General features: G+C 38.6%; 13 protein-coding genes. 11 read left to right on the top strand and 2 right to left on the bottom strand.

Annotated elements, in window-relative coordinates:
• Positions 1-616 precede the first annotated feature (616 nt).
• The 8 genes from hemA to AC4MRQ_RS20030 all read left to right on the top strand — a co-directional run bounded on the left by hemA (position 617) and on the right by AC4MRQ_RS20030 (position 9,883).
• On the top strand, positions 617-1,885 hold the full coding sequence (gene hemA / locus AC4MRQ_RS20065) for a glutamyl-tRNA reductase (RefSeq protein ID WP_491199500.1): 1,269 nt from the start codon (positions 617-619) through the stop codon (positions 1,883-1,885).
• Positions 1,886-1,937: 52 nt separating this feature from the next.
• The gene (gene hemC / locus AC4MRQ_RS20060) at positions 1,938-2,876 is read left to right on the top strand and encodes a hydroxymethylbilane synthase (protein ID WP_491199499.1); all 939 of its coding nucleotides are present in this window, start codon (positions 1,938-1,940) and stop codon (positions 2,874-2,876) included.
• A 1-nt stretch (position 2,877) separates the two neighbouring features.
• Positions 2,878-3,633, top strand: a complete 756-nt coding sequence (locus AC4MRQ_RS20055) for a uroporphyrinogen-III synthase (RefSeq protein WP_491199498.1) — start codon at positions 2,878-2,880, stop codon at positions 3,631-3,633.
• A gap of 10 nt (positions 3,634-3,643) precedes the next feature.
• Entirely contained in the window at positions 3,644-4,624 is a 981-nt protein-coding gene (gene hemB / locus AC4MRQ_RS20050) for a porphobilinogen synthase (protein ID WP_491199497.1), read from the top strand.
• A 104-nt stretch (positions 4,625-4,728) separates the two neighbouring features.
• Positions 4,729-6,021, top strand: a complete 1,293-nt coding sequence (gene hemL, locus AC4MRQ_RS20045; protein WP_491199496.1) for a glutamate-1-semialdehyde 2,1-aminomutase — start codon at positions 4,729-4,731, stop codon at positions 6,019-6,021.
• 77 nt (positions 6,022-6,098) lie between these two features.
• Positions 6,099-7,133 (top strand): uroporphyrinogen decarboxylase, encoded by a 1,035-nt coding sequence (hemE, locus tag AC4MRQ_RS20040; protein ID WP_491199495.1) that lies wholly within the window; start codon positions 6,099-6,101, stop codon positions 7,131-7,133.
• Between the two features lie 111 nt (positions 7,134-7,244).
• Entirely contained in the window at positions 7,245-8,624 is a 1,380-nt protein-coding gene (gene hemN / locus AC4MRQ_RS20035) for an oxygen-independent coproporphyrinogen III oxidase (RefSeq protein ID WP_491199494.1), read from the top strand.
• Between the two features lie 878 nt (positions 8,625-9,502).
• Complete coding sequence (locus AC4MRQ_RS20030) at positions 9,503-9,883, top strand: hypothetical protein (RefSeq protein WP_491199493.1); 381 nt, start codon at positions 9,503-9,505, stop codon at positions 9,881-9,883.
• A gap of 546 nt (positions 9,884-10,429) precedes the next feature.
• Here AC4MRQ_RS20030 and AC4MRQ_RS20025 read toward each other — a convergent pair.
• Positions 10,430-11,143, bottom strand: a complete 714-nt coding sequence (locus AC4MRQ_RS20025) for a DNA-binding domain-containing protein (RefSeq protein WP_491199492.1) — start codon at positions 11,141-11,143, stop codon at positions 10,430-10,432.
• A 265-nt stretch (positions 11,144-11,408) separates the two neighbouring features.
• On the opposite strand from AC4MRQ_RS20025, the gene AC4MRQ_RS20020 reads away from it, so the two are divergent.
• Positions 11,409-12,248, top strand: a complete 840-nt coding sequence (locus AC4MRQ_RS20020) for a hypothetical protein (protein ID WP_491199491.1) — start codon at positions 11,409-11,411, stop codon at positions 12,246-12,248.
• A 155-nt stretch (positions 12,249-12,403) separates the two neighbouring features.
• Positions 12,404-12,787, top strand: coding sequence for a DUF2255 family protein (locus AC4MRQ_RS20015; protein WP_491199490.1), 384 nt, complete (start codon positions 12,404-12,406; stop codon positions 12,785-12,787).
• A gap of 63 nt (positions 12,788-12,850) precedes the next feature.
• Here AC4MRQ_RS20015 and AC4MRQ_RS20010 read toward each other — a convergent pair whose 3' ends face one another.
• On the bottom strand, positions 12,851-13,639 hold the full coding sequence (locus tag AC4MRQ_RS20010) for a hypothetical protein (protein ID WP_491199489.1): 789 nt from the start codon (positions 13,637-13,639) through the stop codon (positions 12,851-12,853).
• 231 nt (positions 13,640-13,870) lie between these two features.
• On the opposite strand from AC4MRQ_RS20010, the gene AC4MRQ_RS20005 reads away from it, so the two are divergent.
• Positions 13,871-15,049: 3-keto-disaccharide hydrolase (locus tag AC4MRQ_RS20005; RefSeq protein ID WP_491199488.1), on the top strand; the 1,179-nt coding region annotated here is incomplete at its 3' end.

Below are 15,049 nucleotides of genomic sequence, written 5' to 3'. Positions count from 1 at the left end.
TGTCTTTTGTATGTGCGCTTACCCTCTGAATCTCCCTGAAAAGGGAGACATGAATAGTAGTTTGATATGACGTATTGTAACCCAGACTAACTATCCCAAGGGGATACAATGCTATTAAGTTAAAAGGATTATAGAGCTGTAAATAAAAGCAGCGTTAGCCAGAGCAATAGTCCGGGCCAAGGTAGGCGAGAGGTCTTCAAGGGGGCACTCGAGGAGGATGTGTGTCAGCCGGAATTGAAGGCCGGTGAGGGTTGAAGGATTCTATTGCTCTAGACTTTTTTGCTTATACTTTTTGTGGTAATGACAAAAAGTAAGTAGGGTTTGGGACAACGTCCCATCTAAAAAAGAATCTCATGAATTCCTTAATATAAAAGCGTTAACGAGGATGATAGGGATAAACTATTTCGATTGCAGAATTAAGGGTACCTTTACGCTTTGAAAACAACAAATGGAATTCTTTAGGTGACTAACTATCTAAAATAATTCTAAAGAAGTACCGCGCTACCTAATTTGTCCACTTTTTCAGATTTGCTACAGATTTCAATTTTATTTTTGATTCATAAGCTGCTAAAGTGGCTTCTAACAAACGAACGAACAAGTAATTCTGAATTGAAATATGGTTGGTCTAATTGGAATCAGTCACCAAACTGCACTACTTGAAATACGTGAGCAACTGGTAATTACCAGAGAAGAAATTACCGGTCTTTACGAATACCTGAATCAAAAATGTGATGTTGATGGTATCATGGCTTTGAGTACATGTAACCGGACAGAGCTGTATTTTGAAGCAAATCCTTCTGCTGTATCTGATGTTAAGGATTTTGTGGGGCAGGTAACAAATGCTTATATCGCCTATTTTAAGAAAGATGACAGTGTGAAGAAATATTTGTATTCGCACACTGGTATTGATTGTGCCCGCCATTTGTTCCGCGTTGCTACAGGACTTGATTCGTTGATTCTTGGAGAATACCAAATTGTATCTCAATTAAAAGAAGCCTTCTCATGGGTTGACAACACAGCAATGGTTGGCCCTGAATTAACCCGAATGGTGCACAAGGCATTTGAAGCAGGAAAGCTAGTTCGTACTAAAACAGCTTTGAATAAAGGTGCTGTTTCTGTTAGTTCAGCAGCTGTTGAGCTGGCAAGTAATAAGCTTAATGGTTTTCCTGATGTAAAAGTATTAACCGTTGGAGCAGGCGAAACAGGTACTATTGTTGCCTTAAACCTGTCGAAAAAAGGTTGTGTTAACAATTGGATTACCAACCGTACTTTAGGCAAAGCTGAACAATTAGCAGACCGGGTGCATGGTGTAGCCTTTCCATTCGAATCTTATACAGAGCAATTGACAACAGTGGATATGGTGGCCTATACCACTGGTTCATCAAGAGCCTTATTAACCAAAGAAATGTTGGTTGATATTATGCAGAAGCGTAATAACAAGCCTTTGATGATACTTGACCTGTGCAGTCCACGTAATGTTGAACCGGAAGCAGCAGATCTGGAAGGAGTTTGTATTTACGATCTCGATCACCTAGAAGAAGTTGTTAAAGCTAATTTCGAAAAGCGAAAAGGAAAGTTAGACGAAGCTGAAAATATCATCGAAGAAGTATTGGCTGAATTTGATGATTGGTTGAATGTTCGTCGAATGGGGTCGGCCATTAACGCCATTACGTCTACCCTAAAAGACGTGAATTCACTGGAAGCAAAAAATTATAAAAAAGTTAAAGACGATAGCGAGGCTTCGAAAAAGATTAACGAATATGGCGAGCACTTAAGTGCTAAATTTACACGGATGTTAATCAAGCAAATGAAGAATGTGACCAACGAGGGTCGCGATACCGAGAAGGTAAAATTACTCGAAGAATTTTTTAACTTTAACTCATAGAAATACAAATACAGATGTTTTATCATCTGTATTTTAGTTTGAAGCCTTTTATATGAATAAATCCACAATACGAATTGGCACTCGCGGAAGTAAGCTCGCATTGTATCAGGCCAATCTGGTTAAAACAAAATTGCAGGAAGCATTTCCCGAAAAAACATTTGAGATTGTAATTGTATCAACCAAGGGAGATAAAATACTGGACGTTGCATTGTCAAAAATTGGCGATAAAGGACTATTTACGAAAGAGCTTGAACATGCCCTGTTCAATGACGAAGTGGATATGTGTGTGCATAGTTTAAAGGATTTGCCTACCGTTTTTCCTGAAGGTGCTCAACTTGGCGCCATCTTAAAACGGGCCGAATTCAAAGATGCCTGGGTCAGTAAAGATGGATTATCCCTGGAACAAATGTCAGAAGAGCACACCGTAGCAACTTCCAGTTTGCGTCGTAAGGCTCAGATACATAGGATCAACCCTAAAGTGAAGGTGGTGGATATTCGTGGTAATGTGAACACTCGCCTTAAGAAAATGAACGATGGACACTGCGATGCTATGGTAATGGCAGGTGCCGGATTGATTCGCCTGGGTTTTAATGATAAAATAACCAGTCTTTTTGAACCGGATTATTTTGTGTCTGCTTGCGGTCAAGGTGCAATAGCCATTGAAATTCGTGAAAATGACACAGAGATAGATGCTATCGTTAAAAAGCTGCATTGCGAAACCAGTTATCAACAAATTACAGCAGAGCGTAGTTTTTTAAATGAGCTGGAAGGAGGTTGTCAAATACCTATCGGGGCTTATGCGCATATTGAAGAAGATAATTTAAAACTGCTTGGATTGGTAGCAATGCCTGACGGTAGTAAAGAATTACGATCAGAATTATCTGGAAAAGCTTGCGAAGCAGAAGCAATTGGGCGTAAATTGGCACAACAGCTATCGCAGGCAGGTGGAGCTGAAATACTTGAAAAAGTTCGTACTTTAAATAATCAGTAACATGGATCCTTATTCACGACAAACCTCGGTTATTTTAACCCATCCAATGGGAAAAGATGATTTATTGTATAATGGTTTGGTGAATGAGAGAATCAATGTGATCTGTGATCCGATGATTGATACCGAAGTTGTTCCTCTCGAGGATGAGTGCCGTGAGCATTTGTTTCAAAGTCGTCGGATAATTTTCACCAGCAAAAGGGGAGTTGAGTACTTCTTTCAACAAGTATCACCGGCCGATGTACTGGATAAGAGCTTTATCTGTATAGGTAAAAAAACAGCTCAGGTGTTGGAACGTTATGGAGTTAAACCCTGGTGGGTTTCTGGCGGGCGAACGGCATCCGACCTGGTAAATGAACTACAACAGGCTCACATAAGACCGGGTGAAAAGTGGGTAGGCATGTTAGGTGAACTGGCTGAAAACACCCTGGCTGATGGACTGAAAGAGGTTTGCAACTATAGACGCTACAATGTTTACCGGACAATTATTGCCCACGAACAAAATGAGAAAACCGTTGAGTTATTAAAATCAGGAGACCCTATGCTTGTAGTATGTACAAGTCCATCCTGCTTCAATGGTTTTACAGATTTATATGGCAGTTTAGTGCATGACGAAGTAGGCTTTGCCTCCATTGGACCAGCTACTTCCAAGGCCATGAAAAAAAGAAATATTACTCCCGCAGTTGTAGCTCGATTATCAACCTACGAAGGCCTGTGGCAAGAAATGAAACAACAATTAAAACCTCAATCATTAATATAAATTTTAGAATATGGCATTTCCCGAAACCCGCCTAAGACGTTTAAGATATAATAAAATAGTTCGCCAGATGGTGACAGAAACGCATTTGCGTGTAGAAGATTTGGTTTACCCACTCTTTGTTTGTCCGGGCAAAAAAGTGAAGAATCCAATCAGCTCTATGCCGGGTAACTACCAGATGTCGGTCGACATGTTAGTAGAAGAATGTAAACTGGCCGTTTCAAAGGGCGTCAAGAGCGTTTTGTTATTCGGTATTCCTGAGCATAAAGATGAGCACGGCCATGTGGCATGCCAGAGTGATGGTATCGTACAAAAGGCCATTCGTGCTATAAAAACAGAGATCGATGATATCCTGATCATTGCCGATGTCTGTAATTGTGAGTACACAACACACGGACATTGCGGTACTATTATCGACAATGATGTAGACAACGACAGCACTTTAAAAACCCTTGCTGATCAATCTGTTTCATTAGCTGAAGCCGGCGCTGATGTGATTGCACCAAGTGATATGATGGATGGTCGTGTGGCACGCATTCGCCAGGCATTGGATGAAGCGGGCTATGAAAAAACACCAATCATGTCATATGCTGCTAAATATTCCTCAGGATTTTATGGTCCATTCCGAGAAGCGGCTGAAAGTGCTCCGCAATTCGGAGATCGAAGCACTTACCAAATGAATCCAGCTAATTCAGACGAAGCCATGCGCGAGATTGCTTCGGATATTGAAGAAGGAGCCGACATCGTAATGGTAAAGCCTGCTCTAAGCTACCTTGATATCATCTATCGTACCAAAAATGAATTTGAAATGCCAACTGCAGCCTACAACGTAAGTGGTGAATTCAGTATGGTAAAGGCAGCAGGTGCTAACGACTGGATTGATGAAAAGCGAGTGATGATGGAAGTTCTGTTGTCAATCAAACGAGCAGGAGCCGATATCATCATTACTTATCATGCATTGGATGCAGCAGATATTTTAAACGGGAAAAAGTAGACATAAGACATAAGTATCAAGACACAAGACTGAAAGATCTATATTAATTGTCAACTGTAAATAGTCTTGGTACTCACTACTTGATACATAATACTAAAACAACAATGAACAACAATAATAGCAAAAATGCCTTCCAGAAAGCACAGGAAGTGATTCCTGGAGGTGTTAACTCTCCGGTACGAGCCTTTAAAAGTGTAGGTATCGACCCGATTTTTGTAGAAAAAGCCAAAGGAACGACCATCTGGGATATTGACGGTAATGAATATACCGATTTTGTCGCATCATGGGGACCACTTATTCTTGGACATGCGCATGACGAAGTGTTGCAAGCAGTTGCAGATGCTGCAGCTAAGGGAACCAGTTATGGAGCACCAACTGAGATTGAAACCGAAATGGCTGCTCAAATTGTGAATATGGTGCCATCGGTTGAAAAAGTACGTATGGTCAACTCAGGTACCGAAGCAACGATGAGTGCTATTCGCCTGGCTCGTGGATATACCAAACGTGAGTTGATTGTTAAGTTTGCCGGCTGCTACCATGGTCATGGAGACAGTTTCCTGATCAAAGCTGGTTCGGGAGCTATTACTTTAGGTTTGCCTGACAGTCCAGGCGTAACCAAAAGCACTGCCAAGGATACTTTGACAGCTGATTACAATAACCTGGAGTCAGTTCAAAAACTGTTTGATGATTATAGGGATCAGATTGCGGCTGTTATTGTTGAACCTGTGGCAGGTAATATGGGAGTTGTACCTCCTGCTGAAGGATTCTTACAAGGATTACGTACGATCACAAAAGATAATGGTGCCTTGTTGATTTTTGATGAGGTGATTACCGGTTTCCGTTTGGCGAAAGGTGGAGCACAGGAATATTTTGGTGTGATGCCTGACTTAACAACCATGGGTAAGATCATCGGAGGTGGTTTACCAGTAGGTGCCTATGGAGGTAAAAAAGAAATAATGGACATGCTGGCACCAATCGGACCTGTTTACCAGGCTGGAACTTTGTCGGGTAATCCATTGGCTATGGCTGCTGGACTAACAGCCTTGAAAAAACTGGATGAAACACCAAACGCCTACGAAGATCTGGAAAAGAAAGCAGCTTTTGTAGAAGCAGGTTTACGCCTGAATGCAGAAGAGCTTGGTATGAATGTCGTACTGAACCGTGTAGGCTCTATGATGACAGCTTTCTTCACAGAAGCCAAGCAGGTAACTTCCTTTGACGAAGCCATGACTTCAGATACTTCTAAGTATGCTGAGTATTTCAAGAATGCGGTTGAGAATGGTTTATACATCGCACCTTCTCAGTTCGAGTGCTTATTTATTTCAATGGCCCACACTGAAGAAGATCTTGAAAAACTGATTAAGGGAAATCGTAAAGCCTTAGAGGCAATTAAATAATTGTGCCCGGTGCTCAGTGCCTAGTGCTCGCTAAAGGAGTACCATGCACTTGGCACCATGCACTGAGCACTAAAACTATGAACAACATTTTTCTAGATACAGTAAATGGAAAAAACACAGAGCGTCCACCGGTATGGTTTATGCGCCAGGCAGGTCGTGTGTTGCCCAACTACAGAGCTTTAAAGGAGAATTACACTTTCTCAGAATTGATGGAAGATCCTAAGCTTGCGGCTGAAGTTACCTGGATGCCTATTTATGATTTAGGTGTGGATGCAGCTATTTTATTTTCGGATATTCTGGTAGTACCGGAGGCACTTGGTATGTCGCTTAAGTTTACGGATGCAGGTCCTGAGTTTGGTGCTCCATTACATACATTTGATGATCCTGTTGCGCAACTGAAACGCGATATGACAAAGCTTGATCATGTATATGGCGCCATTGATAAGATCATTGAAACACGTCCGGATGGAAAGCCGTTGATTGGTTTTTGTGGAGGTTTGCTGACTACATTCTGTTTCATGTTTCGTGATAATGTCCGCGACATCACCTTTAAAAATGCTACCGAGTTTTTATATAAAAACCGAAAAGCTAGCAAACAGATTATCGATGCCCTGGCAGAAGTTTCAACAGAATATGCACTAACACAGGTGAAGCATGGTGTTCAATCCTTCCAGTTATTCGAAACCTATGGAGGTCTGTTACCGGAAGATTTATACCTGGAGTTGTTTTTACCGGCATCGAAAAAGATTCTGAATGCCGTTCGTGATGCAGGTGTACCAACCATTTATTTCCCTAAAGATTTAGGAAACGGCATCAAAGCCATTGATAAAGATGTGGCTGATTTTGTTGGTATCGATTGGCGAATGAGCCTGAACCATGCTCGAGAGATTGTTGATCCCGAAGTTGGTTTGCAAGGCAACCTTGATCCACGTCTTTTATACGCATCGCAACCTGAGATAGAGCAGGTTTTAAATGAAAAGTATTTACCATTCGGACGAGATAACCAAAAGTGGATATTCAACCTGGGACATGGTATTTTACCAGATTTACCGGTTGAAAATGTGAAGTTTGTGATTGACTGGGTAAAATCAGTTGATTGGGGAAGAAAGTAGTTTTTAATGATTAGTGATAAATGATTAACATGTGAATGAGCAAAACACAGTAATCATTGTTTAGATAATGAAGCACTAATCACTAAACATTAATAATTAATCATTGAAGCAATGTTAGAATTTGATAGAAATCTATTGGAAAAATATAATATCGCCGGGCCACGATACACCAGTTATCCGCCCGCAACATTTTTCCACGAGGAGTATGGCAATGAGAATTACAAGGAGAGTGTGATTCTATCAAATGATGAAAAGCCGGAGAGTGTTTCGGTATATGTACATATTCCATTTTGTCCGCAGCTTTGTACGTTTTGTGGTTGCACCACTTACACAGGTATGGGGCAAAGCACGATTGAAAAATACATTGATGTATTGATCAAGGAAATTGAGATAGTCTCAAAAGATGTTTCAAAAGAGCGTCAACTTACACAAGTACATTGGGGTGGTGGAACACCCAACGCTATATCGGCTGATTTGATTCGTAAGGTGACAGATACCATTAAAGCCAACTTTAATTTTGCAGATGAATATGAGATGGCCATGGAATGCAGTCCGGCTTACCTGGATTATGACATGGTGGATCAGTTGCGCGATATGGGCTTTAACCGTATTAGCCTGGGTATCCAGGATTTCAAGAAAGATGTGTTGACAGCAATTAACCGTCGCCCGGCTAAAGTACCGGTCAATGAGATGATCGCCTACCTGAAGAAGATTGGATTCTCAGGAATCAACCTTGATTTGGTTTATGGCCTACCATTCCAGACACGCGAAAGTTTTAAAGAGACAGTGGCCGAGGCTTTAGCAGCTAATCCTGACCGCCTGGTGACTTTCTCATACGCACATATTCCACAAGTTATTTCACGTCAACGCATGTTGGAACAGTATGGTTTACCAACACCTGATGAGAAAATTTCGATGTTGGAAGATGCATATAATATGGCCATTGAGGCAGGCTATGTAGCTATCGGCATGGATCATTTTGCCAAGCCCGACGATGAATTTGCCATTGCATTGGAAGAGAAAAAACTACATCGTAATTTCCAGGGCTATTGCACGCGTGAAACGACTGGTCAGGTATATGGCTTTGGTACTTCAAGTATCAGCCAGCTGTTTAATGCCTACAGTCAGAACGAAAAGACCATCAAGAAATATATGGAACGCGTAGAGGCAGACGGAAGAGCAGTTGTCCGCGGATATCGCCTCAATCAGAGTGAGCAAATTATCCGTCAGGTGATTAATGAGTTAATGTGTAACTATTACGCTGACTTCAGACAAATAGCGGCTGACTTTTCAGTGGATGTTGATGCTGTTTACACAGCTGTTGAGTTTGCCGAAGAAAAAGTACAATCGTTTATCGACGATGGTTTATTAACAATCGAAAATGATGCCTTCACCGTTGTTGGACAAGGCAGATATGTAATCCGAAACATTGCCATGGCCTTCGATCCTGCATTAAAAAAAGGCAAAGGCCAATATTCAAAAACAGTGTAAAGCTTATATAGCATATTAAGATATTGAAAACTCCCTTTAAAGGGAGTTTTTCATTTATGATACAGATTAACGGTTGAATTAAATACGATGTGCCGCACTTTCAGTGCTATATCATTTTTTACTTCAATCGCAGAACTTTTTACCCTGTGTTCTTATATTTAGGCCTTACAGGCCAGCCAAAGAAGGACATATATCAGTCTTGCAAGGACGAAACATATAAGCATAGTCCGGTAGGGCTATGGTCAAAATAAATCATATAATGGAGAGCTGAAAGTCCGGTACGTTGTTTATTATCAGGCCTTAAGGTTTAGAAACCTTAAGGTCTTACATCTCACCTTTTATCATTAACAACACGGTTGGCTATATAATGTGAAATTTGCACCTTTATGCCTGATAAATAATAAGATAAATGAACCAGGTGAAATATTGGGCACAACGAATTACGGGAATTATAATTGCTATTTTAAACCTTCTTTGGACTAGCCACTGGATTTGGCTTTTTTATGGTTATCACTTTACGAATATCTTCTGGTTCTTTATGTATCCTAACTGGGTATTGGTTTTGAATATTGTTATTGGGTTAATTGGGGTTTATATTGGACTTAAATTAATTAGAAACAAAATGTCAGTTTTGACCGCGCTTATTATTGATATTCCTGTTTTTCTTTTGGGATTAATTGTTTCCCATTATGTTCCGATTTGATTATTTCCCTCTCACTAACACGTAATAAACAATGAATCACACGAAAGAACTCGTGGAGAAACGAAGGACTTGAATAAACATTGACACTGATATTTGTAGTATTATTTTCCTGAAATACTAATAACTGTTTGAAAACGTTTGTTAACTAGTATACAAACGCCAAATCAATTATTCTATGAAAGGTTTAAAGAGAGTAGTATTCTTATTACCAGAGTACCTTTTAATTGCTGCAGTTATATTTTATTATTTTTCGGCTGCAACCCTATTCAATCCGATAGCTATTGCATTAATTATAGGGTTAATCCTTCAAATTATTTATAAAAATCGAGTTGTTGGAATTATTATCCCAAGTTTACTAATTCTAACATGCTTCTATATGTTGTTAGCATTAATGTCAGAATTTAATGAATTTCCAACTTTTAATTCTGAAGCTAAGAAATTACTCTTTGCAGGATTATCATATTTTATATCAACAATGGTTGTTTCTGGTATTATGATTTTTAAATATGTAACCAGAGAAACAAAAAGCAATATTCAATTAGACATGCCAAATTGATTTATAGGAACTCCTGATTCTGCGTAAGCATTAAAACAATGAATTGCAGCTATCGCTATGACCCAAATTCTCTTGCATCTTAAGTAATAATCCACAAGATACCTATATCAATATCTCTATCCTTCCCTATCTGATATTTTCAATATTAGCCATCCCATACCTAAGAGCCCTATAGCTCAGATAAACGGAGCGCTACTGCTCTTAGGTACAGAGCGCCATAGCTCTGAGGTGCAGAGCAGCATAGCTCACAGATTAAGAGCGCCAGCGCTCTTGATCACAGAGCCCTGTAGCTCTAAGATAAAGGATGGTAAATGTTGATGCCTTTATACCGGGAAGCAGGCTGACATCAACATGGATAGGTTTAACCCAGATTATGCATTGGAACTTCGTAATGAGCATTGAAACAACAATAAAACAAGCATTTACTGAAACAAGGCATAGCATCGCTATGGTGAGTTGAAGAAAATGAACAGAGTGCCTTGTTTTGAAGTAGTTTCAGGGCGTAATAGAATTTCTGATGCATATTCTGGGTTTATGCTATTTACCTTACTCCACTTGCAGGTGATGCCTATAGGATACACTGTGGGGTACCTTAAGTAATTTGGAACAGCCTGTAAACTGTGTTACAACACTTAATTGATAATGACCTTTGTCTATTGCAGGCAGCATAATAGTGAGCTGTCTGGGACTATTAACCACTATCTGGCTTACTTTGGTGATGATCCCACTGTCTGTATTGGTCAGATAAACACCGACCTGGCTGTCATCTCCAATGATTTTAATTTTCTTTCCAGTTATAATAAGGGCGTTCAGAGGAGTTATAATTTTGTTATAGGTATTGCTGAAACAATCTTTAACAGTGCCAATTATCGGACCTGAGTCGGCCAGGCCTAACACATCAACCTTGGTGAACTTTAATGCTTTTTCCAGTTCAGGACCAATTGTGAACTGTGCCGAAATGTTGTGCTGATCTTTATCAAATTTAGCATTCCTGCCATTAAATGTACCTTTTATTGAAAGACGGATATTGCCCACAAGTGATTTGATCGGGTGACCTTGGACCATCATCTCGCATTTAATTTTATCAGCGGAATCCAGAATGTGTTTGATAGTTTCCTCCTTAATCTCAGAACCTCTGCCAACAATAATCCTGGCTATATTACTATTACTAATAGGGCTGTTGCTAACGATTCTTCCATAATACTTATTGCTTTGCTTCTTTAGTACGTTTTTATAGAGCCAGACATTTAATTTGTACATAGGGTAATAGTTTTCTTATCGACATGTGTAGATGAAGATAGTAATAACCTCTGTTCAATTTAAATTTTGCGTGACAAATTGTACTGATAATTAAAAATATCAGTATAAGTCTGCCGAGGCTGAAATAGGCAGGTATGAACTTAATTTATTAACATATAATAGAAGTATTGCTTGGTGTTATGGTGTGAATAATGTAGGTTTAATGTTCAAATGCAGTGTATAAAATAATTTCATATTTATTAACCATTTGAAGAATAAACTATAGATGGATGTAAACTTATTAATTCAGGAGTATTCAAGTGTTTCACTAACATTGGTAAGTTCTGCTCTTTATGAATTAACAGATGATAAATCAATGCTATATTTCCATGATGAACAAAAGTCAGATTTGTTTTTCATTTATCTAAATGAGTTTCTTAAGACCGAATTTACATCACCGCTTAATGGTGTGAAAAAAGTTTCACTCTTCACGTTAATGGAAGACTTTTGTCTTCAATATAAACATCATGGAGATTTTCAAAGATTTTTAAAAGTTATAGATGAAACTAAAGATTTTTTCTTTAAGAAGCGTTATTATAAGTATTACATCTCACCTTATGACATTGATTTTGAAATTTCATTTGCTGAGCTGATTAATATTCAATCAAATTATTCAAAACACAGTTTCTATCATCTGTCAAAGATGAAAGAAAAGCTTAAAAAGCATTTCAAGAAAAACAATATACCAAATTATGAACAAGAAGATTACAATGAACATTTAGCTTATTTCAAAGAAGCTGTTTTAGATGATAGATTGAATTTCAATCAAACGCATATAGTTGAACAATTAGGGAATCTTTTTCTGAGCTATTGGGATTTATTGAACTCAAGCCATCAATTTAAAATTGAGCAATTAATTAGAGACCACATAAGAGAAAAAGGCAGATTGGCAAAATGGGATATGAACAAACCTGACGACTTAGATGATGTCGAAGAGTTTTTTTGGACAATCAAAGGTAGATCAAGATTTAAACGAACTCGCTTATCTAATTTAGTCCCATCGACTTGTACTTCATTAATTGAGAAAGAAACTGATGAGAATAATTTCATAAATAAAAGTCGATAGATAAAAATGTGATCCCTGCGATACAAAGTCTGTAACTTCGATTGCACTGGTAAGTCATGTTGACAGCTATTTAACTGACATTGAAAAGAAGAACATAAAACTGATAAAAAAATTGAGCAGAAATAACTTTGCCTAACTTACTAAAGAAAACCAAAATGAGATTCCCGGATTCTTTTTACGAACATATAAAAAACAACACTCTAATTGATATTAAGGGAGGAAGAGAAAGAGAAACTTTTTTAAGTATTTGGATGGTTGAAGTGAATGATCGGCTATTTGTTAGAAGTTGGAATAAAAGTCCTCGAAGTTGGTTCACAGATTTTATAAAAACAGGGGTTGGGCAGGTAAAATATGGAAAGAACATTATTAATGTAAAAGGTAAAAAGCTACCTAAGAATGACAAAACAAACCTATTGATTGATGCTGCCTATTTGAACAAATATAATCAGGAATGGAATTTAAAGTATGCAGAAGGCATTTCTCAACCAGAATATGCCAATTATACCATAGAATTATTCTTCGATAGTGAAGAAGTATAAGTTAGCTATTGGGATATCAACTGGTATTAATAGCATTGGCCATAATACTTAAAGAATAACCTATCAGCTGCCTATTCTAATTTTCACACCAACATTAAACATTAAAAACTCATCACTCTTAAAGTAGTTCAGATAGCTTAAACCTATCATTGGCGATAAGCGAAATTGATCTTTCGATAATAGTTGGTAATCAGTTGTGAATTTAACCTCCTGACGGTAGCGTTCTTCATTTCTTCGGTTGGTCCATCGATAATTGGTGCTTAATGCCAGCTTTTGATTTATCAGGTATAAGTCAAATCCGGTTGAGCTCTCAAAGTAGGTTGTTTTAGGTGATAAAAGTGAAGTAAAGCCAATACCGTAGTTCAGTTTCAGGTTTTTAATAGGTACGCGTACAATCAACACCTGCCAGTCTAATGATTCAAGAGAGCCGGTATAATCATGTAATAATGAATAACGGATGTCGCTGGCCAATATTCCCCAATTGCCCCGTATGGAAGGATTAAAGCTTAAAGTACTAAGGTCGGTGCCATAATCCAGGGTACTTTCAAATGAAACGGTATTTGGATAGTCGTCTTTGTCCCGGAGTACTGCTTTTTGTGCCTCTATGGTTACAAATCCTATCCCTTGTATAATACCACCTACAATACTCGCGGCCAGGCTTTCACCAAAGCTTTCGCCAAAGCGTTTATTTCTGGCGGGTATTGTAGTTCTGACGGAGGAACTGCGGTAACTGTAATTGCTTTTGTGATCGTTCCTTACATTCGTTTTGATATTGCTCACCTGGGCCTGGCTCAGTGTCACAAAAATGAAAGCTGCCATCAAAGATGACAGCTTTTGAAAGCATCGCTTCATTTGTTAAGATTTAGGTTGCATCAATTAGACAACCATTCTTAATACAGCACTTATATTCTTTTTGTTAAAGAAGTTTAAAGAAAACTTTTAGTTTCCCTTGATGAAATTATGAAAGAACTTAATAGTTGAAGGCTTGCAACAAATCACCAGTATATCTGACACAAACATCAAGTGCCAAAGGTTTTGATCCTCTATACCTTGCACACAATTATAATATTAAATTAAAACACGATGAGAAGAATATTTCTTGGCTTACTTTTAATGGCTTTTGTATTTAGTGCCAGTGCTCAGAATCAATGGACTAAACTTTTTAACGGCAAAAACCTGAAGGGATGGAAAGTGCTTAATGGAACCGCAGAATATAAGGTTGAAAATGGAGAAATCGTCGGTACCAGCAAAACCGGAACACCTAATACTTTTCTTACAACCAAAAAGCACTATGGTGATTTTATATTAGAATATGAAATTAAAATGGAACGTGGACTTAATTCAGGTGTTCAAATCCGCAGTAATAGTTTAAAGGACTATAATAACTATCGTGTACATGGCTATCAGGTTGAATGTGACGATTCCGATCGTCGATGGACAGGTGGTATCTATGATGAAGGTCGAAGAGGCTGGATCTATCCGCTTGAATATAATCAAGCCGCTAAGTCATCTTTTAAAAATGGTGAATGGAATAAATTTCGAGTAGAGGCTATTGGTCATTCTATTCGGACCTGGGTTAATGGAATTCCCGTTACTAACCTTGTAGATGACCTGACAGCGGAAGGCTTTATTGGTTTGCAGGTGCATGGTATTGGAAAAAATAAAAAGCAGGAAGGTAAAACGATACGCTGGCGAAATATTCGTATCATGACCGAAGATTTGGAAAATGCGCGAAAGCCAATGGAAGGAATTCGTGAAGTAAGTTACCTGAATAATACTTTAACTGAAACTGAGCAAAAGAACGGTTGGCAATTACTTTGGGATGGCAAAACCACAGATGGATGGCGTGGAGTTAGATTGGATAAATTTCCTCAGAAAGGCTGGCATATCGATAACGGAACTCTGGTTGTTGAGAAGGCAGACGGTGCTGAATCAGGTAATGGAGGCGATATTGTAACCGTTAATAAATATGAGAACTTCATTCTGGAAGTGGATTTTAATATAACCAAGGGTGCCAACAGTGGTATAAAGTATTTTGTACAAGGAAATATTAATAAAGGAGAAGGTTCGGCAATAGGCTGTGAGTTTCAGATATTAGATGATAGAAACCATCCGGATGCAAAAAAAGGAGTCCTACACAATCGTACACTGGGATCTCTGTATGACCTGATCCCCGCAAACGGAAAGCAATTTAATCCAAACCTTATGGTGAAAAGGTTTAATGGCATCAATAGCTGGAACAGGGCTCGTATTGAGGTAAGA

Source organism: Carboxylicivirga sp. (assembly GCF_982718395.1).
Note: the sequence above shows the minus strand (reverse complement) of the source record. Positions and strands in the feature narration are given on the sequence as shown.